Annotated in this window: 19 protein-coding genes and 1 tRNA gene; 14 read left to right on the top strand and 6 right to left on the bottom strand. The window is 59.5% G+C overall.

The genetic code is table 11. From position 1 onward, the window contains the following. The first annotated feature begins 217 nt into the window (after window positions 1-217). The 3 genes from CHB75_RS04125 (at window position 218) to CHB75_RS21600 (ending at window position 3,214) form a co-directional block, all read left to right on the top strand. Window positions 218-1,561, top strand: coding sequence for an NAD(P)-dependent oxidoreductase (locus tag CHB75_RS04125; protein ID WP_089269248.1), 1,344 nt, complete (start codon window positions 218-220; stop codon window positions 1,559-1,561). A gap of 25 nt (window positions 1,562-1,586) precedes the next feature. Then, a complete protein-coding gene (gene preA / locus CHB75_RS04130; RefSeq protein ID WP_089269249.1) occupies window positions 1,587-2,894 on the top strand; it encodes an NAD-dependent dihydropyrimidine dehydrogenase subunit PreA in 1,308 nt (435 codons plus the stop codon). A 104-nt stretch (window positions 2,895-2,998) separates the two neighbouring features. Continuing rightward, window positions 2,999-3,214: a hypothetical protein gene (locus CHB75_RS21600; protein WP_176439051.1), complete on the top strand. Its 216-nt coding sequence runs from the start codon at window positions 2,999-3,001 to the stop codon at window positions 3,212-3,214. 85 nt (window positions 3,215-3,299) lie between these two features. Here the strand turns inward: CHB75_RS21600 and CHB75_RS04140 are convergent, their stop codons facing one another. Further along, on the bottom strand, window positions 3,300-3,929 hold the full coding sequence (locus CHB75_RS04140) for a TetR family transcriptional regulator C-terminal domain-containing protein (RefSeq protein ID WP_089269250.1): 630 nt from the start codon (window positions 3,927-3,929) through the stop codon (window positions 3,300-3,302). 187 nt (window positions 3,930-4,116) lie between these two features. Here CHB75_RS04140 and CHB75_RS04145 point away from each other — a divergent pair, with 187 nt between their 5' ends. The 8 genes from CHB75_RS04145 to CHB75_RS04180 all read left to right on the top strand — a co-directional run bounded on the left by CHB75_RS04145 (window position 4,117) and on the right by CHB75_RS04180 (window position 11,808). Beyond that, complete coding sequence (locus CHB75_RS04145; RefSeq protein ID WP_089269251.1) at window positions 4,117-5,367, top strand: Zn-dependent hydrolase; 1,251 nt, start codon at window positions 4,117-4,119, stop codon at window positions 5,365-5,367. 105 nt (window positions 5,368-5,472) lie between these two features. Beyond that, a complete protein-coding gene (gene hydA, locus CHB75_RS04150; protein WP_089269252.1) occupies window positions 5,473-6,927 on the top strand; it encodes a dihydropyrimidinase in 1,455 nt (484 codons plus the stop codon). Window positions 6,928-6,941: 14 nt separating this feature from the next. Next, window positions 6,942-7,742 carry an ABC transporter ATP-binding protein gene (locus tag CHB75_RS04155; protein WP_089269253.1) on the top strand — a complete coding sequence of 267 codons (801 nt, stop codon included), beginning with the start codon at window positions 6,942-6,944 and terminating at the stop codon, window positions 7,740-7,742. 123 nt (window positions 7,743-7,865) lie between these two features. Beyond that, window positions 7,866-8,336 carry a GNAT family N-acetyltransferase gene (locus CHB75_RS04160; RefSeq protein ID WP_176439052.1) on the top strand — a complete coding sequence of 157 codons (471 nt, stop codon included), beginning with the start codon at window positions 7,866-7,868 and terminating at the stop codon, window positions 8,334-8,336. Then, window positions 8,333-9,193, top strand: a complete 861-nt coding sequence (locus CHB75_RS04165; protein WP_089269254.1) for an ABC transporter permease — start codon at window positions 8,333-8,335, stop codon at window positions 9,191-9,193. Before CHB75_RS04160 ends, CHB75_RS04165 begins: the two co-directional genes overlap by 4 nt. Further along, window positions 9,190-10,035, top strand: a complete 846-nt coding sequence (locus CHB75_RS04170) for an ABC transporter permease (RefSeq protein ID WP_089269255.1) — start codon at window positions 9,190-9,192, stop codon at window positions 10,033-10,035. The genes CHB75_RS04165 and CHB75_RS04170 overlap by 4 nt, the downstream gene beginning before the upstream one ends. Window positions 10,036-10,069: 34 nt before the next feature. Next, entirely contained in the window at window positions 10,070-11,047 is a 978-nt protein-coding gene (locus CHB75_RS04175) for an ABC transporter substrate-binding protein (RefSeq protein ID WP_089269324.1), read from the top strand. A 284-nt stretch (window positions 11,048-11,331) separates the two neighbouring features. Then, window positions 11,332-11,808 carry a hypothetical protein gene (locus CHB75_RS04180; RefSeq protein WP_141135070.1) on the top strand — a complete coding sequence of 159 codons (477 nt, stop codon included), beginning with the start codon at window positions 11,332-11,334 and terminating at the stop codon, window positions 11,806-11,808. A 347-nt stretch (window positions 11,809-12,155) separates the two neighbouring features. Here the strand turns inward: CHB75_RS04180 and CHB75_RS04185 are convergent, their stop codons facing one another. The 5 genes from CHB75_RS04185 to CHB75_RS04205 form a co-directional block, all read right to left on the bottom strand. Next, on the bottom strand, window positions 12,156-13,214 hold the full coding sequence (locus CHB75_RS04185; RefSeq protein ID WP_245840670.1) for an amidohydrolase family protein: 1,059 nt from the start codon (window positions 13,212-13,214) through the stop codon (window positions 12,156-12,158). A 197-nt stretch (window positions 13,215-13,411) separates the two neighbouring features. Next, window positions 13,412-14,119: a phosphonate metabolism transcriptional regulator PhnF gene (gene phnF, locus CHB75_RS04190; RefSeq protein WP_089269258.1), complete on the bottom strand. Its 708-nt coding sequence runs from the start codon at window positions 14,117-14,119 to the stop codon at window positions 13,412-13,414. A gap of 84 nt (window positions 14,120-14,203) precedes the next feature. Beyond that, the gene (locus tag CHB75_RS04195) at window positions 14,204-14,890 is read right to left on the bottom strand and encodes a DUF1045 domain-containing protein (RefSeq protein ID WP_089269259.1); all 687 of its coding nucleotides are present in this window, start codon (window positions 14,888-14,890) and stop codon (window positions 14,204-14,206) included. Between the two features lie 126 nt (window positions 14,891-15,016). Further along, window positions 15,017-16,225: a winged helix-turn-helix domain-containing protein gene (locus CHB75_RS04200; protein ID WP_089269260.1), complete on the bottom strand. Its 1,209-nt coding sequence runs from the start codon at window positions 16,223-16,225 to the stop codon at window positions 15,017-15,019. Between the two features lie 3 nt (window positions 16,226-16,228). Further along, entirely contained in the window at window positions 16,229-17,254 is a 1,026-nt protein-coding gene (locus tag CHB75_RS04205) for a LacI family DNA-binding transcriptional regulator (protein WP_245840672.1), read from the bottom strand. 234 nt (window positions 17,255-17,488) lie between these two features. On the opposite strand from CHB75_RS04205, the gene CHB75_RS04210 reads away from it, so the two are divergent. The 3 genes from CHB75_RS04210 (at window position 17,489) to CHB75_RS04220 (ending at window position 23,436) form a co-directional block, all read left to right on the top strand. Beyond that, a tRNA-Arg gene (locus CHB75_RS04210) sits at window positions 17,489-17,565 on the top strand. 310 nt (window positions 17,566-17,875) lie between these two features. Beyond that, complete coding sequence (locus tag CHB75_RS04215) at window positions 17,876-18,970, top strand: AAA family ATPase (protein ID WP_089269262.1); 1,095 nt, start codon at window positions 17,876-17,878, stop codon at window positions 18,968-18,970. 575 nt (window positions 18,971-19,545) lie between these two features. Beyond that, a complete protein-coding gene (locus tag CHB75_RS04220) occupies window positions 19,546-23,436 on the top strand; it encodes a hypothetical protein (RefSeq protein ID WP_089269263.1) in 3,891 nt (1,296 codons plus the stop codon). Window positions 23,437-23,520: the final 84 nt, after the last annotated feature.

Genomic DNA, 23,520 nt, shown 5'->3' on the forward strand with positions numbered 1-23,520 from the left:
TTTCGGCAGCTTGCGCACAGTAAACGTGAGAGACCTGCCTGAGTTTCGCGTTTTGCGCCGGGGCGGGCGGCCCCCAGTTTCTATCGCTGGGCCAAGAAACAAAGGCCAACGGCGCGATCTTGATCATGCGAGCATTCTCGTTTCGCCTAAATTTTACCAGTTGATAAAAAAATAAACCTGTGCCAGCTTTTTTCGGAAAGCACAGCGGAGGTGACAGATGCACGCAAAAGCCTATGCACAGGGGGTGGTGGCCGGACGGCTCGACCCAGTCGAGATCAGCGCCGGATTCGGCGACCTGCATCCGCCGCTGGATGATCACGAGGCGTTGGTGGCAGCGGACCGCTGTTATTTCTGCCATGATGCGCCCTGCATTACAGCGTGCCCGACCGATATCGACATTCCGCTGTTCATTCGTCAGATCGCCACCGGCACGCCGGATGCGGCGGCCAAGACGATCCTCCGCCAGAATATCATGGGCGGCATGTGCGCCCGGGTCTGCCCGACGGAAACACTCTGCGAAGAGGCCTGTGTCCGCGAGATGGCCGAGGGCAAGCCGGTCGATATCGGGCGGCTTCAGCGATATGCAACCGACGGGCTGATGGCGGCAGGCGTGCATCCCTTTACCCGCGCCGCACCGACTGGCAAGCGGATCGCCGTGGTGGGGGCGGGGCCTGCGGGGCTGGCCTGTGCGCACCGGCTGGCGATGAAGGGCCATGACGTGGTGCTGTTTGATGCCCGGCCCAAGGCGGGCGGGTTGAACGAATACGGCATCGCCGCCTACAAATCGACCAACGACTTTGCCGCCCAAGAGGTGGAGTGGCTGCTGAAGATTGGCGGTATCAGTCTGCTGACCGGCAAAAAGTTGGGGCGTGACATTACCCTGCAAGAGCTGCGCGCCGATTACGATGCGGTATTCCTTGGCGTGGGTCTGGGGAGCGTCAATGCTCTCATTGCGCCGGGGGCCGACAAGGAGGGTGTGCTGGATGCGGTCGATTTCATCGCCGATCTGCGACAGTCGACGGATCTTGCGTCCCTGCCGGTGGGGCGTGACGTTGTGGTCATCGGCGGGGGTATGACGGCGGTGGATGCGGCGGTGCAGGCGAAACTGCTGGGCGCGCTGAATGTCACGATGATTTACCGGCGCGGCCGCGCACGTATGAACGCGAGCCGTTTCGAACAGGATCTGGCTGCGGCCAAAGGCGTGCGGATCATCACCAATGCCGCACCGGTCGCCCTGCATGGCAACGGGGCCGTGCGCGAGATCGAATGTGAATACACCGACGATGCGCTGGTTCCGACGGGTGAAAAATTCCGCATTCCGGCCGATCAGGTGTTCTGCGCTATTGGTCAGACGCTGGAAGGTGGTGCCTTGCCCGATCTTGACGGGCGCAAGATTGCCATTACGGGCGCGGGCCGTACGTCGGTTGTCGGGGTCTGGGCCGGTGGGGATTGTGCCGCCGGGGGTGACGATCTGACCGTGACGGCAGTGGCCGAAGGGCGTGATGCGGCCGAGGATATTCACATTGCGCTGATGGGTGCAACGGCGGGGGCGGCGGGCTGAAGCCCACCCTACGGGAGAGACGGACATGGCAGATCTGACAACGGATTTCGTGGGCATCAAAAGCCCGAACCCCTTCTGGCTGGCTTCGGCGCCACCCACGGACAAGGAATACAACGTGCGCCGCGCCTTCGAGGCGGGCTGGGGCGGGGTGGTCTGGAAGACGCTGGGCGAGGCCGGGCCACCGGTGGTCAACGTCAACGGCCCACGTTATGGCGCGATCTGGGGGGCGGACCGGCGCCTGCTGGGGTTGAATAACATCGAGTTGATCACCGACCGGCCGCTGGAGGTAAACCTGCGCGAAATCAAGGCGGTCAAGCGCGACTATCCCGACCGGGCGCTGATTGTTTCGCTCATGGTGCCCTGCGTCGAAGAGGCCTGGAAGGCGATCCTGCCGCTGGTCGAAGAGACCGGTGCTGACGGGGTCGAGCTGAACTTTGGCTGCCCGCACGGGATGTCCGAGCGCGGCATGGGCTCGGCCGTGGGGCAGGTGCCCGAGTATATCGAAATGGTGACGCGCTGGGTCAAGCAGAACACCCCGATGCCCTGTATCGTGAAGCTGACGCCGAATATCACGGACGTCAAACAACCCGCCCTGGCGGCGATGCGCGGTGGCGCGGATGCGGTGAGCTTGATCAACACGATCAACTCGATCACCTCGGTCGATCTGGATCTGTTTGCACCCGAGCCGACGATTGACGGCAAGGGCGCGCATGGCGGTTATTGCGGCCCTGCGGTGAAGCCGATTGCGCTGAACATGGTCGCCGAAATCGCGCGTACGCCCGAAATGGCGCATCTGCCGATCAGCGGCATCGGCGGCGTGACGACCTGGAAGGATGCGGCCGAGTTCATGGCGCTGGGAGCCGGGAACGTTCAGGTCTGCACGGCGGCGATGACCTATGGTTTCAAGATCGTGCAGGAAATGATTTCCGGCCTTTCGGACTATATGGACAAGAAGGGAATGGCCGCGACCTCGGAGCTGGTGCGCAAGGCCGTGCCGAACCTGAGCGACTGGCAGCATCTGAACCTGAACTACATCGCCAAGGCGAAGATCGATCAGGACCTGTGCATCTCTTGTGGGCGGTGCTTTGCAGTCTGCGAGGATACATCGCATCAGGCGATCGCCATGTCCGAGGATCGTACCTTTACGGTCAAGGATGACGAATGCGTCGCTTGTAACCTTTGCGTCAATGTCTGTCCGGTCGAAGACTGCATCACCATGGAGCAGATGGCGGCGGGGGCAATCGATCCGCGCACTGGCAAGACGGTGCAGCCGGATTATGCGAACTGGACGACACACCCGAACAATCCGGGGGCCGTGACGGCGGCAGAGTGAGTTGCCAGCCCGAGATTTTTCGAACGAAAAATCTCGGGTGTGCCCTTGGGGGGGAGCCAGAAAATTCGGACGAATTTTCTGACCCTTCAGCAGATTACGCGCATATGGCCCTCATGGCAGATGACCACGTATTGATCGCCGCAGGCGATAAGGTGAAATCCACGCCTTTGCACCTCTGCGATAAAGACATCCCGACCGATTTCGCGGTGGACGTCCCTCATTTTGCGCCGAACCACGCCGCCGGTCTGCGCAGCGCGCGCGGAAAAGATTCGGTTCATCCAGGGCATATTTACCTGCCTGGTCGTCGGGATCGCATCTGACGGCGAAAAGGAACTGTTTTGAACCTGCATGTCGGCAAGAATAGGGGCGGCTTGGTAAATCGCCCGTAAACGCCGGGCTCGGTCTTCAGACGCTGAGCAGATTACGGAACATCTTGGCCACGTGAGTGCGGGCGCTTTCCTGTGCCGCATGCGTATCGGGCATGAGCACCTGCACCTGTGCTTCGAAATCAGCGTAGTGCTGGGTCATGGCCCAGATTGAAAAGATCAGATGGCCCGGGTCCATGGGGGCGAGCTTGCCCTCCTCCATCCATGTCCTGATCAACCTGCATTTTTCATCGAACAGCGGTTTCAGCCGGTGCTCCAGATCTTGCAGGATGCGGGGAGCGCCCTGAATAATCTCGTTCGCGAACAGGCGGCTTTCGCGGGGGAAGGCGCGGCTCATTTCCATCTTGCGATCAATGTAGGCCAGAAGCTCGTCCAGGGGGATGCCGTCCGGGTCCATCACGGCCAGCGGGGCCAGCCATTCGTCCATCAGCGCGTTCAGAAGCGCCACATGAATGGCCTCCTTGCTGTCGAAATAATAGAGCATGTTGGGCTTGGACAGGCCTGCGGCTTCGGCGATCTGATCGAGCGTCGCGCCGCGGAAGCCGTGCTGTGAAAACACATCAAGAGCTGCATCGAGGATCTTGCGGCGGTTGCGCAACTGAATCCGGCTGGGTTTCTTTTCGGGTTGGGCGGTGGCGGTCTGGGGCATCTGTCTCTCCGATTGCCACCCGATTGGGCAGCCTGAAAATTAGCGCTGCGTATGCCCTTGAGATGCCCAAAGTCAGTCCTTGACAGTGGTACGCCGCATTGCAATCGTGGCTTGACCAAATGGTAAAAAACATCTGTCGCGGTGGCAAGACCTTCCGCCCCGAGACGGCAAAGACTGGGGAATTACGATGGCAGCACCTGGGGAAAACCTGCGGATCAACGGGGATCGGCTGTGGGACAGTCTGATGGACATGGCCAAGATTGGCCCCGGGGTGGCGGGTGGCAACAACCGCCAGACGCTTACTGATGCCGATGCCGAGGGGCGCGCGCTGTTCCAGAGCTGGTGCGAGGATGCCGGGTGCGCCATGGGCCTGGATGCGCTTGGCAATATGTTCGCGACGCGGGCCGGGACGGATCCGGATGCGCTTCCGGTCTATGTCGGATCGCATCTGGACACGCAGCCGACGGGCGGAAAATATGATGGGGTGCTGGGTGTTCTGGGTGGTCTGGAAATCCTGCGGACGATGAATGACCTCGGGATCAAGACAAAGCATCCGATCGTCGTCACCAACTGGACAAATGAGGAGGGCACGCGCTTTGCGCCGGCCATGCTCGCATCAGGCGTATTTGCCGGGGTGCACGATCAGGCCTGGGCCGAGGCGCGCGAGGATGCCAAAGGCAAGACATTCGGGGCGGAGCTGGACCGGATCGGCTGGCGTGGCGAAGAGCCTGTGGGCGCGCGCAAGATGCATGCCTTTTTCGAGCTGCATATCGAGCAGGGGCCTATTCTGGAGGCCGAGGGCAAGGATATCGGCGTTGTTACACATGGGCAGGGGCTATCCTGGACCGAAGTGACGATCACCGGCAAGGATGCGCACACCGGGTCGACCCCGATGCCGATGCGGCGCAACGCGGGCCTTGGGATGGCGCGGGTGCTGGAGGCAGTTGAAGAGATCGCCTGGGCGCACGGACCACATGCCGTTGGCGCCGCAGGCCATATCGATGTCTATCCGAATTCGCGCAACGTGATCCCCGGCAAGGTGGTGTTTACGGTCGATTTCCGGTCGCCCGATCTGGCGGTGATCACGGATATGGTGGCGCAGATGAAGGCGCGGGCGCGAGCGATCTGTGATGACATGGAGCTTGAGATCGCGTTCGAGCAGGTTGGCGGATTCGATCCGGTAACCTTTGATCCTGCTTGTGTTTCTGCCGTGCGGTCGGCGGCCGAGCGGCTGGGATATTCGCATATGAATATCATCTCGGGTGCCGGGCACGACGCCTGCTGGATCAATCAGGTGGCGCCGACGGCGATGATCATGTGCCCCTGTGTGGACGGGCTGAGCCATAACGAGGCCGAGGAGATTTCCAAGGAATGGGCCGCAGCCGGGGCGGATGTGCTGATGCATGCGGTGGTCGAGACGGCGGTAATTGTAGAGTAAGATCAGAGGGCAGGACCGGGGGCGCTGCCCCCGGACCCCCGGCGAATTTGGCAAGAGAAGAAGATGCGGGCGCGGTCTGGTGTCGTGCCCTAGGGGAGAGATTTTATGACCACAGTCATCAAGAACGGCACCATCGTCACGGCGGATCTGACCTATGTGGCGGATGTGCTGATTGAAAATGGGGTGATCGCCGAGATCGGCAAGGATCTGAAGGGCGATGAGGTTCTGGACGCCACGGGATGTTATGTCATGCCGGGTGGGATCGACCCGCATGTGCACCTTGAGATGCCGTTCATGGGGACTTATTCCGCAGATGATTTCGAGAGCGGCACGCGTGCCGCACTGGCGGGCGGGACGACGATGGTGGTGGACTTCTGCCTGCCTTCGCCCGGTCAGGGGCTGCTGGACGGGCTGAAGATGTGGGACAACAAATCGACCCGCGCGGCCTGTGATTATTCGTTCCACATGGCGGTGACATGGTGGGGCGAGCAGGTCTTCAACGAGATGGAGATCGTCGTAAAAGAGCGCGGAATCAACACCTTCAAGCATTTCATGGCCTACAAGGGCGCGCTGATGGTGAACGATGACGAGATGTATGCTTCGTTCAAACGCTGTGCCGAACTGGGGGCAATCCCGCTGGTTCATGCCGAGAATGGCGATGTGGTGGCCGAGCTTTCGGCGCAGCTTTTGGCGGCTGGCAACAACGGGCCAGAGGCGCATGCCTATTCGCGTCCGCCGCAGGTCGAGGGCGAGGCGACGAACCGGGCCATCATGATTGCGGATATGGCCGGCGTGCCGCTGTACGTTGTGCATACCAGTTGCGAGGAAAGCCACGAGGCGATCCGGCGTGCGCGGATGCAGGGCAAGCGGGTCTGGGGTGAGCCGCTGATCCAGCATCTGACGTTGGATGAATCCGAGTATCTTAATCCCGACTGGGATCATTCGGCGCGGCGGGTCATGTCGCCGCCGTTCAGGAACAAACAACATCAGGACAGCCTGTGGGCCGGCCTGCAATCTGGGTCATTGTCCGTTGTGGCGACGGATCACTGTGCCTTTACCACCGATCAAAAGCGTTTCGGCGTGGGCGATTTCACCAAGATCCCGAATGGTACCGGGGGTTTGGAGGACCGTTTGCCGATGCTCTGGACCTATGGGGTTAGCACAGGACGGTTAACACCCAATGAATTTGTCGCCGTCACCTCGACCAATATCGCCAAAATCCTGAATGTTTACCCGAAAAAGGGTGCCATTCTGGTGGGGGCGGATGCGGATATTGTTGTCTTTGATCCCGAAAAGGAAAAGACGATCACGGCCGCCAGCCAGCAATCTGCCATTGATTACAACGTCTTCGAGGGCAAGCACGTGAAGGGCCTGCCGCGCTATACGCTGACCCGTGGCATGGTTGCCGTGATGGACGGTGAGATGCAGGCGCAGTCGGGTCACGGCAAGTTCGTGAAACGCGACCCCGCAGGGCCGGTGAGCCGCGCGCTGTCATCCTGGAAAGAGCTGACCGCACCGCGCAAGGTGGAGCGGTCGGGCATCCCGGCGAGCGGCGTTTGAGGCCGGATTCAGTCATGCAGAACAAGAGCCTAGCAAGTAGCGAGGCAGTGATTTCAGCGCGCAATCTGGGGCTGGTGTTCCCGACTGCGGATGGCTCTGTCGAGGCGTTGAAGGATGTCTCGCTTGATATAAACAAGGGTGATTTCGTCAGTTTCATCGGCCCGTCGGGCTGTGGCAAGACGACCTTTCTGCGGGTGATGGCGGACCTTGAGACGCCGACAAGCGGCGAGATCACCGTGAATGGGGTCAGCCCCGAGGAGGCGCGCCGGGCGCGGGCCTATGGCTATGTGTTTCAGGCGGCGGGGTTGTATCCCTGGCGGACCATCGGCGGAAATATCCGGCTACCTCTTGAAATCATGGGGTATTCGCGGGCCGAGCAGGCCGAGAGGGTGAGCCGCGTGCTGGATCTGGTCGAGCTTTCGGGGTTCGAGAAGAAGTTCCCCTGGCAGTTGTCTGGCGGCATGCAGCAGCGTGCCAGCATCGCGCGGGCGCTGGCGTTCGATGCCGACATCCTGCTGATGGACGAACCGTTCGGGGCGCTGGATGAAATCGTGCGCGACCATCTGAACGAGCAGTTGCTAGAGCTTTGGAAACGCACGGAAAAGACCATCGCTTTTGTCACCCATTCGATCCCCGAGGCGGTGTATCTGAGCACAAAAATCGTGGTCATGTCGCCCCGTCCCGGGCGGATTACGGACGTGATCGAGAGCCCTTTGCCGCGCGACCGGCCACTGGATATCCGCGATACGCCCGAGTTTCTGGAGGTGGCGCACCGGGTGCGTGAAGGGCTGCGGGCGGGGCATGCCTATGACTGAAAACGCCGTATGGAATGCGTATGGAAGCCGTATGGAATGCGTATGGCAGGCGTATGGGTTTCGAGCGATTTCAAAAGGTTGGGTTTTTTGCGGTGATGCGCCCGTCCTGATCGGGGCTGCGCGATGAGCGGTGCCAATTTCGTTGTGCGGCGCCCCGCGCCCGAGGATGCGCCTGCGATGGCGCAGATCGTGAACGGCTGGATTGATGCCACCCCCTGGATGATCAGGGATCTGCCCGCAGACGAGATTGAGGCGCTGATTGCCAAAGGCATGCCGCAGCGCGAGATGTGGGTGATTGGTGATCCGGTTGAGGGCTATATCTCGATCGAGGCCGAGATCGCGCATATCTGGGGCTTCTATTGTTCGCGGACGGGGCTGGGTCTGGGCAAGTGTCTGTTGGACCATGCCAAGGAGGGGCGGGATTTTCTGTCGCTTAACACTCATGTGCCGAATGCGGATGCGCAGAGGTTTTATGCCCGGGAAGGATTCGAGGCGGTGGCGGAGCTGCCCCCCGGACCAGTGGCCACAGTTTCCGAGACAGAGACGCGGGTGCCAACCGGGATTCGTGAATTGCGAATGGAGTGGCGGCGATGAAATCTGTCCTTCCTGTTCTGACCATCGTCGGGGCGATCTTTGCGATCTGGTACGGCGCGGCGGTCTGGCTGAACGCGCCATGGGCGCATGATGTGGCGGCGCGTGCGGACAGGGTGCTGAGCCTGCCGGAATTGGTCGCTGACACATGGGCGCAGGACAAGCCCAAGCTACCGGCGCCACATCAGGTCGCGGTCGAGCTGTGGGATACGGTGGTGGGCAAGAGCATCACGTCGAAACGGTCGCTGGTGTATCATGCCTGGATCACGCTGAGCGCGAGCCTGCTGGGGTTCGTGATGGGCACGGTGCTGGGGTTCGCGCTGGCGCTGGGGATCGTTTACAACCGGGTGATGGACATGAGCGTGATGCCATGGGTGATCGCGTCGCAGACCATTCCGATTCTGGCGATCGCGCCGATGATCATCGTGGTGCTGAATGCGGTCGGGCTGTCGGGGCTGCTGCCCAAGGCGATGATCAGCATGTACCTGTCGTTCTTTCCCATCGTCGTGGGCATGGTCAAGGGGCTGCGCAGTCCTGATGGTATGCAGCTGGACCAGATGCGGACCTGGAATGGGTCTCGCATGCAGGAGTTTTTCAAGCTGCGGCTGCCGTCGTCGATGCCGTACCTGTTCACTTCGATGAAGATCGCCATGGCGGCGTCGCTGGTCGGGGCCATCGTTGGTGAATTGCCGACCGGGGCCGTGGCGGGCCTGGGTGCGCGGTTGCTGGCCGGGTCGTATTACGGCCAGACGATCCAGATCTGGTCGGCGCTGATCATGGCGGCGGCACTGGCGGCGGCCGCGGTGGCGCTGATCGGGCTGATGCAACGGGTTGTGCTGAAACGGATGGGGTTGTCATGATCTGGCTGGTTCTGGGGATCGCGGTCTGGGCCGGTGGCTGGGCGCTGAACGTCTGGCTGGCGGGGCGTGCGAAATCGACGGCCACGTCGCTGGCGGTGCCGGTGGTGTTTGGTCTGACGCTGGTGGTGATCTGGGAATGTCTGGTGCGGGGGCTGGAGATTTCCCCGGTGCTGCTGCCGCCACCCACGGCCATCGGGGCGCGGTTCGCCGCATCGACGGGCGTCTTGTGGGAGGATTTTGTCCAGACGGTGATCAAGGGCGCGCTGTCGGGCTATGTCATCGGGTGCCTTGCGGCCCTGGGCGTGGCACTGCTGGCGGACCGGTTCGTGTTCCTGCGGCGCGGGTTGTTGCCGGTGGGGAACTTTGTCGCCGCTTTGCCGATCATCGGCCTCGCCCCGATCATGGTGATGTGGTTCGGGTTCGACTGGCAGTCCAAGGCGGCCATCGTGGTGGTCATGGTGTTCTTTCCGCTGCTGGTGAACACGGTTCAGGGGTTGCAGGCGTCCGAGGTCATGCAACGCGATCTGATGCGCACCTATGCGGCGGGCTACTGGACGACGCTGATCAAGCTGCGCCTGCCGGCCGCGATGCCGTTCATCTTCAACGGGTTGAAGATTGCCACGACGCTGGCGCTGATCGGGGCTATTGTTGCTGAATTCTTCGGCTCTCCGATCCGGGGGATGGGGTTTCGCATCTCGACATCCGTCGGCCAGCTTGCGCTGGATCTGGTCTGGGCTGAAATCCTAGTGGCGGCGATCGCAGGATCGGCGTTCTATGGGGCCGTGGCGCTGATCGAGCGCGCGGTGACGTTCTGGCATCCGTCCCAAAGAAGGCGGACCTGATGACAACACTAACAGGATCAACATGGAGGATCTTATGAAACATCTCAAACTGGTGGCTGGCACGGCCCTTGGACTATGTGCAGGGACAGCGCAGGCGGCGGACGATCTGTCGCTGCAGCTAAAGTGGGTGACGCAGGCGCAGTTCGCGGGCTACTATGTGGCCGCGGAAAAGGGGTTCTACGAAGAAGAAGACCTGAACGTCACGATCAAGCCGGGCGGCCCCGACATTGCCCCCGTGCAGGTGCTGCTGGGTGGCGGCGCGGATGTCATGGTGGACTGGCTGCCGTCGGCGCTGGCCGCGCGGGAAAAGGGTGCGCCGATCGTCAACATCGCGCAGCCGTTTGCGAAATCCGGCCTGATGCTGACCTGCCTCAAGGAACACGGCATCACATCGCCCGCCGATTTCCCGGGCCACACGCTGGGCACATGGTTCTTTGGCAACGAGATCCCGCTGTTTTCCTGGATGGGCAAGCTGGGCTATGCAACGGATGGCTCCGAGGGGGGCGTCACGATCCAGAAGATCAACTTCAACGTCGACCCATTGCTGCAAAAGCAGGTCGAATGCGCGACGACCATGACCTACAACGAATACTGGCAGGTGATCGACGCGGGCCTGACGCCGGACGATCTGGTGGTGTTCAAGTACGAGGACGAGGGCATTTCGACGCTTGAGGACGGGCTTTACACCACCGAGGAAAAGCTGGCCGATCCTGCCGAAGTCGACAAGCTGGTGCGGTTTGTGCGCGCGTCGATGAAGGGCTGGAAGTACGCCGAGGCGCATCCGGATGAGGCGGCGGAGATCGTTCTGGAGAACGATTCAACCGGCGCGCAGACGGAAGAGCACCAGAAGCGGATGATGGGCGAGATTGCCAAGCTGACCGAAGGGTCGGACGGTGCCTTGGATGAAGCCGCGTTCCAGCGGTCCGCCGAGATCACCATGGAAGGCGGCATGATCACAGCCATGCCCGAAGGCGCGTTCACGCATGACATCACGGATAAAGCGCTGAACTGAGCTTACTGGGGCTTTGACCGGGGGAAGGCGGTGCCTGAGGGTGGCGCCTTTTCCCGGGTGGGGTGCTGGGGCAGTGGTTCATGCTGAGGCATTGTGAACGGTTTGCCCCGCACGCAGTGATTTGGGGGCGGGTCGATTGAAGTAAGAGCAGGCGGAACTGACTTTTCCTATTATTTGCGTATCATTTATATTGCATAAAAATATAAAATTGACTGCACCTCAAATATTGAATTAAAAATGTTAAATATTTGCAAGCGAGAGAGGTCGCTGGGGAGACTTGAAGCGTGATGGAATTCATCAGTGATCTTTCAAAAGAACTTAATACTTACAGACTGCTTATAGCTACCCTAGGTATACCTTTGCTCACTCTTTTTGTGACAACCTATGTATCTAGGCGCAATACAAAACTTTCGGCAGCCTTGAAGGTTTCCGAGATGCGTCAGGCATGGATTAATAGCTTGCGAGATCTAATGGTTGATTACTCATCTATCTGTGTCGTAAGCTATCAAGAAGGCAAAGGCGATGTTGGCGAGCTATCCAAGATAGAGGGTAGTATAAATTTAATGATGAATTGGAATGACAAGGATTATCTAGAGTTAAATAGAACAATGAAGGCTTTGTCGCGCGCTTCAGTCCCCATAGAAAACGATGACGGTCGAAAGATGGACGAAATTTATAAAGCATACTTCAAGGTCTGTAATGCTATATTAAAGCGCGAGTGGAAAAGGCTGAAAGATGATCTCAGAAAGAAACAAGTCTAAATTGGGTATCGCTCTTAAAGCGCTATAACCATTCTGGGCTAGGAGCAGGCATCCGAAGGCCAGTCGCGCCTAGCGGTGTCAGTCACGGCTAGGCGCCCGGTAAGGGGCTTGTCCGATGGTGGTTGTCTTTGATGCTTTAGAGGCTGGCTGCAACGCGCCGACGTGCACAAAAGAGGGGTGGCCGGGGCCACCCCTGATCGTGCTGAAAAGGTTTTTGCCGTGGGACTTAGGCTTATTGCGGTCACTCTCGCGGGGAAATGGATAGGGCGCGGGTGTAAAGGGAGTGTGACGCGCGGGTGATGTTTTTCTGATCCGTGCGGTGTGGGGTGGGGCCGACAGGTCCGGAGCTATTCCGCCGCCATCGTCATATCCGCCCGTGCGCCAAGAAACCGTGTGGCGGCCTTGCCCGAGAGGTGGGTGATGCGACCGCCGCTGAGGGTGGCTTCGACCGAGTTGGTGGCGCGGTTCACGATGACCAGATCGGCGCGGCGGCCATAGTCGATCACGCCGCGGTCGTGCAGGCGCAGGATCTGGGCCGGGCCTTCGGACACCAGCGCCCATGCGGCGGGCAGGGTCAGGGTGCCGGTCGCAGTCAGGTGAAAGGCCGCCGCCGCCAGCGCGGGGTAGGACATGTCCGACACAAGTGCATCGCAAAGCCGGGTGCGGATCAGGTCTGTGACCGGCAGGGGCGAGGAGTTTTTTGCCACCTCTCCGGCGCGCAGCAGCACCGGGTCGCCCACGGCGCGGGCGAGGGCGGCCGCCGAGCGGCGGGTCGGGCAGGCGCAGAGCTTGGCCCCGATCATCGAGAAGGTTTCGCGGGTTTCGCCATCAGGGTCGGCGTAGCTGCCATAGGTCACGCCAAGGGTGTCGAACGCCTCAGCCAGGCGGCAGAGGTAGCGCGGCACGGCGCGTTTCTGGCCTTCGGCTTCGGTCAGGCGGGCGCGGGTTTCCGGCGTCCAGTCGTTGCGCAACAGCGCGTCGGGAAGGGTGTTGCGGAACATCACATGATCAACGCTGTGGCGGCGCACGGCGGCAAGCAGGCGGTCGGCGGTGTCGGTGGTATGGGTTTCACAGGCGATCTGGACGCGCAGGTCGCTGAGCGCATGGGGGCGGTAGGCGTCGAGGGCCTCCAGCAGCGCCTCGGCGCTGGCGGGGCTGTGGGGGCCCTGTTCGGACCAGCCCCAGCCCTGCGACAGCCAGGCGGTGGTGACGCCATGGGCCGCAGCAGCGTGATCGGTGGCGCGCAGGGCGGTGCGCAGGGTCTGATCGGGGGCCATGTTGCGCAGAAAGGCCGCGCCATGCAGGTCGATGATGCCGGGCAGGATGTAGTAGCCGCGCAGGTCGACTTCGGGCAGGGGACCCTTTGAGATGCGACCGTCTTCGATGGCGACCGAGCGGTCGATCATCTGCCCGTCCCGAAGGACAGTGGCGCCGGTGAGGCGAAGGGAAAGCGGAGCGGTCATCATCAGTGGCGGCCCGGGGTTACGCGGTTTGGGCCTGTTTAGCGGGCGATTGTATCGCGCGGATGACATTTTGGGCGTCAAGTTGCAGGAAACATGCAGGTTTCGCCTATCAGGTGTCCGTTGGTTTGGGTTTCGGTCGGTCAGTCCGAGAGGGTCAGGGTGACGCGGTCGCCCGCGAACCAGCAGAGCCCGTATTCGACCGGCCTGCCGGTGGTGTCCTGATTGATCGCGACCGAGCGCAGCAGCGGGTCGCCTTCGGTCAGGCGCAGGTGAAGGGCCTGTGTGGCATCGGCGGGCACAGCCGTCAGCCGGGTCGAGGCGCGGGTGTAATCGGTCACGCCGCCTTCGGCCAGTGCGTCGGTGACGGAATGCAGCCTTTGCAGCGCCTCGGGCAGGTTGGGCAGAGGGTCGGCGGGGAAGGCGCTGATGAACAGGGCGATCGGCTGACCATCGGCGAGGGAAAGACCCCGGCAGATATGGACCAGCGCACCGGGGGGCAGGTTCAGGGCCTCGGCCTCGGTCGCATCGGCGCGGCGGGTTTCCTGGCTCAGGATCTCGCGGTCGGGCAGCCGGCCGGCGGCACGCAGGTTCTGGTGAAAGCGCACGCGTTTGCCGATTGGATAGTCGGTGGGCCGGGGCGTGACAAAGACGCCGGAACCGCGACGCGCGTGCACCAGCCCCTGATCGGCAAGCTCGGCCAGCGCGCGGCGAACGGTGTGGCGGTTGACACCAAAGCGGGCGGAAAGTTCCGCCTCGGTCGGGAGCTTGTCGCCGGGGGTATAGCGGGTGTCTGCGATGTCCTGGGTCAGGGCGGTTGCAATGGCGTGCCAGAGCGGGGTGCGGGGCATGGGGGTCACGGACCTTTCAGGCGCTGGCGGCTGCCGGAGTTGTCTGGTTGTAGGAATTTGCCCCGGTTTGGGCAAGGGGCGCGGTCAGCCGGTCAGTGAGAGGCGGTCGAGTTCGTGAAAGCGGCCTTCGGAGTCTTCGCCGCAGAGGGTGAGCGCGTCGATGTGGAACGGTGCAGACAGCAGCGGGGCAAGCTGGGGGCGCAGGGCGGATTCGGTTGCGCTGAGCGCGTCGGGGGCGAGCCTGCCGGTGAGGGTGATGTGAAAGCGGAACGCCTCTAGCACGTAAGGATAGCCGTAGAGGGCGAGCAGTTCGCGCTGGCGCGGGCTGAGGCTGGCGGGGTTACGGCGCTGGAGTTCGGCGTCGGTCGGGGGCGCGCGGAAGGGGTCGAGTTGCTGCACCGCCTGCGCGGCGAGGTCGGACAGGGCGGATGTGTCGCCGGTGGGCGTGAGGGCGAGGAAGCGGCCGAGGCGCGTCAGGGCGAGGGCGTCGAGTGTGATGCGGGGTTGCGTTGCGCAGAGGTTGGCAAAGGCGGTTTTCAGCTGGGCGGGGGTGGTGCCGGTGGCGAGGCGGAAGGGTGGTTTGATCGTGCCGTGCAGCCCGTATTTGCGTGGCGTGGCGGTGATGTCATGCGCCGGGGCGGGCAGGCCGGGAATATCGGGTGGCGGGCAGGGCAAACCATTGGCGGCGTCCCAGCCAAGCCATGCCGCGCCAAAGCTGGCAAGCGGGCCCGGCGGGAGGGTGTAGTAGATGGCGTAGCGGGTAAAGGTCATGTGCGGGCTCTTGGTCTGTGTGTTGTAGGCGGTGCTCTTGGGGGGCGTCGGAGGGGGGCTGTCTGCCCCCGCCTGGCCGTAGGCCAGGCCCCCCCGAGAATATTTTTGGGCAGATGAAGACGAGTGTCAGGGAAGCGGGGCGCGGAGCCAGTCGGGTTGGTAGGCGATGGTGTCGAGGCCTGCAAAGCGTTGCTGGCGGGTGAGTTCGGCGGCGAGTCTGGATTGGCGGCCAGCGGTCCAGCGGATGCCGGGTTCGGGCCAGAGGGCAGTGACGTTGAGGGTGGCGGTCTTGCGATCCGCCTTCATGTCGATGCGCCCGATCAGGCGGTCGCCGTCGAGCAGCGGAAAGACGTAATAGCCATAGCGGCGTTTGGCGGCGGGGGTGAAGACCTCAATCCGGTAGTGAAAGCCGAACAGGCGCTGGGTGCGGGCGCGGTCGCGCAGGGCGGGGTCAAAGGGGCTGAGCACGCGCAGGCGTTTCGGCGGGGTGGGCGCCTGTTCGGCCTGTTCCAGCACGTCCGGGCGGGCGAGGTGGCGGCGGGTGGTGCCGTCGGCGTTTGTGACGTTGATTTCGATGACCGTCCCCTGAGCCAGCTGGTCTGTGGCCCATGTGCGCGCCTCGGTCGGGGTCACGATATCCCAGAAGGCGGCGAGTTCGCCGGGGGTGGCAAAGCCAAGCCGGTCGAGCGCCGCGTCGCAGAGCCAGTCGATGCTGTCTGCGGGTTCGGGGATGTGGGCGTGGATCTGTTCGGGAATGACGCGTTTGGTGAGGTCAAAGAACTTGCGAAAATTTTCGCGGTGACAGATCGACAAATCGCCGCAGCGCCAGAGGTATTCCAGCGCGGTCTTTGACGGGTGCCAGTCCCACCAGCCGCCAGATGTGCGTTCTTCGCCCGCGCCGACGTCGGCCGAAGAGACCGGGCCGTGGGTTGCGATCTGTTGCAGCACTTCGTCGAATTTCTCTTCGAAACCGGCGCGGCGGTCGGTCTGCCAGCGGGCGCGCATGGCTTCGGCGTCGCGGGCAAAGCGCAGGTGCCAGTGTGGAAAGAAGTCGGTCGGGATCACCGCCGCGTCATGGGTCCATTGTTCGAACAGCGTGCGGTCGCGTTCGAGCAGCGGAGCGAGGTTGCGTGGCCGGTAGGTGGCGCGCCGCGCGAACAGGATCATGTGGTGGGCGCGTTCCACCGTGTTGATGCTGTCGATCTGCACGAACCCCAGCCGCTGGATCAGCGCCAGAAGATCCGCGCCCCTGGACGGCCCGGTGGGCGGTTCGGCCAGCGCGTGTTTGTGCAGGAACAGCCGCCGGGCGGCGGAGTTATCAAGCCGCGGGGTCACGGATCAGCGCCGTTTCAGCGTGTCGCCATAGGTGATGGTCGGGGTCAGTTCGGTGATCTTGTCATAGGGCGCATCCGGGTTTTCGACACGGTCAGCGATGATCTGCGCCGCCTTGGTGCCGATTTCCAGACGGCAGGCATCCATCGTGGCAAGCTGGCGGGGCAGGCCCTGCAACAGTTCAACCCCGTTAAAGCCGGCAAGGCCGATCTGCCCGGGAATGTCGATGCCCTGTTCCAGCAGGTACAGCAGCCCGCCTGCGGCGATCATGTCATTGGAATAATATAGGAAATCAAGCTCCGGGTTGCGGTCCAGCATCTCGCGCGTCATGTCGCGCCCCTTGGCCAGAGCCGATCCGCCGGAGTAGAACTCGCGGTCCGCAATTTCGATGCCGCCCTTGGCCAGCGCCTCGGTGAAGCCTTCGAACCGTTTGCGGGCGCGGTGATCCAGCGGCATCTTGGTGCCCATGAAGCCGATGTTCTGATAGCCGGCCTTCATGATCGCCTGCGCCATCATCCGCCCCGCGCGTCGGTGGGAAATGCCCACCATCGCATCGACCGGGGTGCCGTCCACATCCATGATCTCGACCACCGGGATGCCAGAGGCCTTGAGCATGGCGCGCGACGGATCGGTGCGCTCCAACCCGGCGATGATTACACCCGAGGGACGCCACGAGAGCATCTCGTAAAGAACGCGTTCCTCTTTTTCCGGCAGGTAGTCGGTGACGCCGAAGACCGGCTGAAGGTCGGTCTTTTCCAACACGTGGCTGATGCCGGTCATGACTTCGGGAAAGACCATGTTGGACAGCGACGGGATGATGACGGCGACCAGATTCACCCGCTGGCTGGCCAGCGCGCCGGCGATCTTGTTGGGGACGTAGCCAAGGGCCTTGGCCGCCTCCAGCACCTTTTCGCGGGTCGCGAGTGAGACATCGCCGCGGTTGCGCAACACGCGGCTGACGGTCATTTCCGATACGCCCGAAGCTTCGGATACATCGCGGAGGGTAAGGGGGCGGGTGTCGTCCTGGGCCACGGTTGGGGTGTCCTGTTTCTGCTCTGCATTGACGTTAGCGTAATGCATTGCGCAGACACAAGATATTCCGCCCTGCGGTGCGTACAATCCGATGCAGGTTCGACGGGTTCGGCGGCCTGTGGTCGCGGCGGTTGCGGGGTGGCGGGCATTGTTGGCGGTATCCGCGAAAGACACACAAAAAACGCCTGTGCGCAGGTGACAGGGTCAGATCCTGTCGCTAAAAGGGCCGCGTGTGGTCCTGTGGCTCAACTGGATAGAGCAGCCCCCTCCTAAGGGGCAGGTTGCAGGTTCGAGTCCTGCCGGGATCACCATAAATATCATTACCTTATTGCCAAAGAAAGCCAATGTCTGCGCAAAAACAAGCAATAGTCTGCGCAAGACAAGGCCCATGATGCCACAAGAATCAGATTTTATATATTAATTTCAAATTGTTGAGCCTTGTGTCAGCCGGTAAGAGACTTCGCCCTTACCGGCCTCTTTTGCGCCGATTTGACAGGCAGATCGAATTCCTTTCACTGAGTGGCACCAAGGTTCCGGAACCTTTCATCCCTCGTCTTTCAGGCCTGGCCGGCCCGAGAGCACCGCCGCGGCGTTGGTCCGGCGCATTGAAAGGACTCCGCCATGACTCGTGCGACCTCCACGATCCCGTTCAGCACAATCAAATTCATCGACAACATCCCGCGCCTGTCTGATCTGACCGAACGGCTCACGCAGAAGCTCCGCGAGATCCGAATGGAGCTGAACCAGCGTGAACCTGACAGAATGACCGCGGGAAGAGCGCAGAGCAGATATGATCTAATCACCGACGTCGATACCATCAGGATCAAGCGTCGGGCCATGCGGTATCTTGAGCGCCTGCACAACTCGACAGGGACTCAACATCTGCCTCAGCGTGACGAGGCGTTATTGACGCCTTTGCGCGGTGGTCTGCCGGTTGCCCGGATTGTGACCGAACATGAGGCGGACGAGATCGCGGCCGCGCTTCACGCAGAAATGCCCTGGATGGCCCCGGCGACGGAAGTGGTCTGGCATGGCCTGAGAGCTTCCGCTCGGAAGCAGCTGCCCGGCCTCCGTTTCGATCCACTTGTGTTGGTCGGATCCCCTGGGATCGGCAAGAGCTTCTGGGCGCGCCGCCTTGCGCATCATCTCGAGGTGCCTACCACTTCCATCGATGCAACGGGTGAGCCTGCTGCCTTCTCCCTGGTCGGCGCGCAACGCGGCTGGGGCAGCGCGAGCCCGGGCAAGCTGATCCAGACCGTTCTGCGCGAACGGCACGCCGGCCCCATCGTGATCATCGATGAACTGGAGAAATCCGGGAATGTCCAATCGACTCAGGGATCACGTCACACTCTGACCGATGCCTTGCTACCGCTTCTGGAGCGGATGACAGCCGAAACCTGGGAATGTCCCTACTATCAAATCCGTGTCGACATGTCTTGGGCGAACTGGGTGATGACTGCCAACAGCCGGTGGGGGTTGCCCGCGCCTCTGATCAGTCGCTGCATCGTGCTCGATCTGCCGGATCTGACAGGATCGCAGCTGCGGACCTTTATCGAGGCGCAGGGTGCGAAGCGAAGCCTCCCGCGAGTAGCCATCGATGCCACGTCGGACGCAATCCAGCGGGCGATAGCTGCAGGTCGCACGCCGAGCTTGCGGACGGTCAGTCGAATGTTGGATCACGTCGAACTTCAGACGCACCGGCAGCTGCTACAATGATGCCAGATGAGCACAAGCTGCGCCATGGTGTTCATGGCTGGAAGCCCTCCAGCTTGGCGCTTCATGGCCAGCTTTCAGTGCTTCGAAATATTTCAAAAGCCCAGCTGTCAGACCGTTCCCAGCCGACATTACAATATCTGGGCGAAAGTGGTTAGAAAGCAAAGAAAGTATACCTCCGGTATGTTCGGTTGCTTACCGGTAAGCAACCGAACATACCGGAAGCGACCTTGGTATAGATCAAGAAGAAGGTTCCGCCGCACCTGAGACATATCAGGAGACTGTTTCCGGGCCAACATGGACCAATGAAGCTGCGCGGGCGACTGCCCGACACAAGGGCGGATTTCTGACACAATGGGCGGATTGCGGTCGTTCGCTGCGGCCTGCACCAATGGCAGGAAACTGGAACATCATTGCCAGTGTTTCAGCAGACCCAGACCAAAGCCCATACTTGGCTCCTTCACCGAAAGAATTCATGCTCGTGTCAGCTTTAGGTTGAAGGCAGCCATTAAGGCGAAGATAGTGAGAACGGCGCGCATTACACTTCTTTTCTAGTTTGGCAGAATAGGCTTAGATTAATGGTTTCTTTCCTAGAGATTTCACCGGAACAAATCCAACGCCTAGACGAGCACTTGCTAGTGGAGCTACTCCGCAGGCTTGCTAAAGCTGAAATGTTGAAGAATGGCCTCCCATTGAGGGATGTGAATGTCCCAACGCAAATACACATACCCGACGGAGGCGAAGACGGACGCGTCTCGTGGAGCGGGGGTGTAAACGAGACAGACTACCTGCCCAGTAGGCATACGATTTTTCAATGTAAAAGAAGTGATCCTGGTCCCGCCGGCTGCAAGAAAGAAACTTGGAAAAAGGGAACAGGAACCGCGGACAGTCCGGCTGAACTAAACGAGGCACTGGAAGACGCCTTAGTTGCAAGCGGATCCTACATTATCGTTACTGGCAGCGCCGTAGTCGGCACCAAAGTTACGGCTCGGGTCAACAAAATCGAAGAAGGCATAAGGGCCGCAGGTAAAAACCCGGATTTGTTGTCAAGTATTCGGATTTATGACGCCAATAAGTTATCTGACTGGACATCCACTCACCCGGCAATTGCGTTGTGGCTAAACGGCATTTTGCAAGAAGTCGACCTTGGTGGCCTGCAGTCATTTGATCTATGGTCTCAAGATGGCGACATATCGCAGGTGGCGTTCCAGACCACCGAAGAACCACGCTTCCGCCTGACAGGAAACGCCGCCCGAGCTTTAAGATCTGAGTTAGGAATCGATCAAGAAACGATCAATTTTGAGCTGCTTCAGGCAGCAATTGAACACTTCTTCGCCTCCGGTCAAAATTCCGTTCGTGTTGTTGGTCCGTCAGGTTTTGGTAAGACACGCGTCGTTCATGAACTATTCTCGAAGTCATATGATGACTGCCCAACACTCGATACTTCGTCAGTGGTATTTTGCGAATTTGAAGATGTTTCTCAACGTCTTGGCAGCCTTGCCTTGAATTTGGTCTCGAGCGGAGCCGAAAGCGTCCTGATCGTCGATGATTGTCCTGACAGTTCTCACACCGACTTGTTCAGAAAAGCTCAAAGACAGGGGTCCAGAGTTAAGCTGATCACTTTGAACGTGGAAACGCGGTCTCAGGGAGTCCATGGGAACCTTGTCATCGAACTACTGCCCGCTTCAGATGACCTTATTAGCAGGATTGTAGAGGGCAGTCCCTATCCTAATGCAAAGAATGACATTGGCTTCATTCGGGACCTAGCTCAAGGTTTTCCCAGAATGGCTCTTGTGGCAGCAGAAGCGGCGGAGAACGGTGACGCAGCGCTAGTTTCGGTTGATGCATTGGTGGATCGGATTGTCTGGGGGAAAGATAAGGAGGATGCAGAAGCCCTTCGAGCGCTGCAATTTTTAAGCCTATTTACACTTGTCGGAGTGGAAGGAGATAGGCAATTTGAACTGGCGCAATTGGCAAGCTTTATGGAAGCATCAGCCAAAGAAGTTTTTCGAAGTTTGGCAGTCTTTGGTGATCGCGGTATTGTTGGGAGAGTGGGGGACTTTGCAGAAGCGCGTCCACAGCCACTGGCGGTAAGGCTAGCGGTTCAATTGCTTGACACCTCGCCAGATGGAGAACTTACCCGGCTATTTGAGAACATCGACACCGAGTTGCGTTTCAGATTGCTTGGGAGGTTGAGGTGGCTAAGCTTCGATCATCGTGTTGCTGGTCTTGCGTTAAGCATTGTCGAAACAGTTATCCCCAATATCGATGCGCTCAACACAGACGAAGGTTCCAAATTCATGGATCGGCTAGTTCATCTGGAACCCGATCTGGCAATGGTTACGTTTGAGAAATTCCTTTCACACTTGTCAATCGATGAGCTCCTGGCGTTCAGAGACGGTCGCCGCAATACAGTTTGGGCGTTAGAGAAGCTTGTTTTTCGGGATGAGAGTTTTGAGCAGGCGGCCCATCTATTGCTGAAACTAGCTGCGGCGGAGAACGAAAATTGGGGGAACAATGCTCACGGTCAATTTGTTGGACTGTTTCAACTGCATCTATCAGGCACTGAGGTTGAACCAACAAGACGACTAGCGATCTTAGATGCTGGGCTGAAGCATGAAGATGCCAGAGTAAGGTCGGTTTGTATCGATGCGCTCGGCAAGATGCTGGATACGGGGCACTTTTCAAGGTCTGGTGGCAACGAACGGATTGGTGCAGAACCAGCCCTCCAAGACTGGCAACCCGCAATCTATCAAGATATTTTCGATTTCTATAACGCAGCGATTGATCGACTTACAGATATCGCGTTGGATGCGAACGTCGAGACGTATGAAAAGGCTACTTCGCATCTTGGAGGCAATATTCGTGGGTTGCTTTCGTACCCCGATATTTTCGATAATCTACGAAGCCAAGTAACGAGGGTTATTGAGAAAAATCCTGAATGGACCAAGCCAATCAAGTCGATAAACCAATGGTTTTTCTTCGACAGCAAAGAAGCTCCGACGGATTATGTCACTCAAGTGCGTGACTGGTATGACGAGTTGTTTCCAGACTCCAAAGTGGACCAGCTGTTGCTTTTGTCTGGAGGGTGGCCCGGCGACTTCCACGATATTGGTGTCCCGTATGACCCTGAGAGCGACACAGACCATGAGTATGCAATAAATCGCATTCGCGAGATTGTCTCCACTCTTTCAAGAGATGCGAAAGACAACTCAGAGTTAGTTGGCAAGATTGTCCGTGGTGAATTCAACAGTGCTTGGGCGCTTGGATATGCACTGGCCAGTCATGTTGAGGATCCCGAAGCATTGATGGGTTTGGCTTGTGAGGCGCTTTCCCCCCCGACAGAAACGGTAATATGCCTAAAAACATTTTGTGGCATGATATCTGGGGGCTTTAGTCGATCTCGCGATGTCGGAATGGCCAGCTTGGAGATTTCTTTGAACGCGCCTGAACTAGACGGTCACGCCATTTCGTTGATTTCAGCGGCTCAAATGGATTCTGAAATTGCATCACGCGTTGCCCAGTTAGTTACGGATGGTCTGTGCGACCCACGACATGCTGCGACGCTGAGTTGCGGCCGCGGCTTTGATGATCATGACTTCGAGACTATCCTGCCGCTCGCAGATGCAATCAAACAAACCGGACCGCAGGGAATATGGTCCGCCTTGGACTTGGTTTTTATGTACAGATACGGACAACCCGAAAGCTTTGTGGAAAAAGCATCTTATGTGAAGGAGCTTTGCTCTCATCCTGACATTTTCTCCGTTGAGGCCATCGGGGTAATGGACGCCCATCATTGGAAAAAGAGCATTGAAAAACTCTTTAGTTCGGATCAGGTGGACAACGCGCTCGTGGAAGCCCTTTGTGATCGCTCGCTGGAACTGGCAACCAAAGCGGAACATGACGTTCAGCTGGAAATGGATGATGCAGCGTGCAAGGTTTTATTACTCGCTGTGCAGTACGATCCCGCCTTAGTGTGGAACAAAGTGCTGGTAGCATTTGACAATGCAGATGCCCTAACAGAATGGCGGTTACATAACCTACTAAAAGGTTCGGATCGAACGCCCGGTCAAGCTGGAATTCTGAATGATCTCCCCGAGGAAATTTATCTGAATTGGATAAGTGAGAAGCCCAACGAGCGGCTTGAATTCGTGCTTGAATGGGTCGAGTTGGTCGAAAAAGGAGACGAGAGCAGTCTCTTTTGGACTGCCCAGTTTATTTCGTTGATCGAAACCTATGCATCCGACGTTTCTCAGCTTGGAGGAATCTATAGCAGATTGCTTTCCGGTGTAAGTTGGGGTCCGTTTTCTTCTCGATTAAAACCCCTATTTCCGCTTTTTGAGAGCCTTAGGAACAACCAAAACCCAATAGTTAGAAAATGGGCCAACGACTGCGTCCGGAGCCTAACCACAAGTATTGTGCAAGAAGAAAGAAGGGAAGCAAATCGGGAAGCAGAGCTACGAGGATAGCATTTCTTAGATATATCATGTCTGCTTTTGAGGCCGAAGCGGCTACACCCCCTTTGGTGTTTGAATGGCAGGAAAGGTGAAGGA

Origin of the sequence: Puniceibacterium sediminis (assembly GCF_900188035.1) — a bacterium.
Classification (GTDB): Bacteria; Pseudomonadota; Alphaproteobacteria; order Rhodobacterales; family Rhodobacteraceae; genus Puniceibacterium; species Puniceibacterium sediminis.

Bases quoted from the DNA above. Each gene is read 5' to 3' on its own strand.
- hydA (WP_089269252.1), top strand. From the start codon at position 5,473: ATGACCACAGTCATCAAGAACGGCACCATCGTCACGGCGGATCTGACC.
- CHB75_RS21600 (WP_176439051.1), top strand. From the start codon at position 2,999: ATGGCCCTCATGGCAGATGACCACGTATTGATCGCCGCAGGCGATAAG.
- CHB75_RS04155 (WP_089269253.1), top strand. From the start codon at position 6,942: ATGCAGAACAAGAGCCTAGCAAGTAGCGAGGCAGTGATTTCAGCGCGC.
- CHB75_RS04170 (WP_089269255.1), top strand. From the start codon at position 9,190: ATGATCTGGCTGGTTCTGGGGATCGCGGTCTGGGCCGGTGGCTGGGCG.
- CHB75_RS04195 (WP_089269259.1), bottom strand. From the start codon at position 14,890: ATGACCTTTACCCGCTACGCCATCTACTACACCCTCCCGCCGGGCCCG.
- CHB75_RS04175 (WP_089269324.1), top strand. From the start codon at position 10,070: ATGAAACATCTCAAACTGGTGGCTGGCACGGCCCTTGGACTATGTGCA.
- CHB75_RS04125 (WP_089269248.1), top strand. From the start codon at position 218: ATGCACGCAAAAGCCTATGCACAGGGGGTGGTGGCCGGACGGCTCGAC.
- preA (WP_089269249.1), top strand. From the start codon at position 1,587: ATGGCAGATCTGACAACGGATTTCGTGGGCATCAAAAGCCCGAACCCC.
- CHB75_RS04160 (WP_176439052.1), top strand. From the start codon at position 7,866: ATGAGCGGTGCCAATTTCGTTGTGCGGCGCCCCGCGCCCGAGGATGCG.
- CHB75_RS04145 (WP_089269251.1), top strand. From the start codon at position 4,117: ATGGCAGCACCTGGGGAAAACCTGCGGATCAACGGGGATCGGCTGTGG.
- CHB75_RS04215 (WP_089269262.1), top strand. From the start codon at position 17,876: ATGACTCGTGCGACCTCCACGATCCCGTTCAGCACAATCAAATTCATC.
- CHB75_RS04220 (WP_089269263.1), top strand. From the start codon at position 19,546: ATGGTTTCTTTCCTAGAGATTTCACCGGAACAAATCCAACGCCTAGAC.
- CHB75_RS04165 (WP_089269254.1), top strand. From the start codon at position 8,333: ATGAAATCTGTCCTTCCTGTTCTGACCATCGTCGGGGCGATCTTTGCG.
- phnF (WP_089269258.1), bottom strand. From the start codon at position 14,119: ATGCCCCGCACCCCGCTCTGGCACGCCATTGCAACCGCCCTGACCCAG.
- CHB75_RS04140 (WP_089269250.1), bottom strand. From the start codon at position 3,929: ATGCCCCAGACCGCCACCGCCCAACCCGAAAAGAAACCCAGCCGGATT.
- CHB75_RS04185 (WP_245840670.1), bottom strand. From the start codon at position 13,214: ATGATCGACCGCTCGGTCGCCATCGAAGACGGTCGCATCTCAAAGGGT.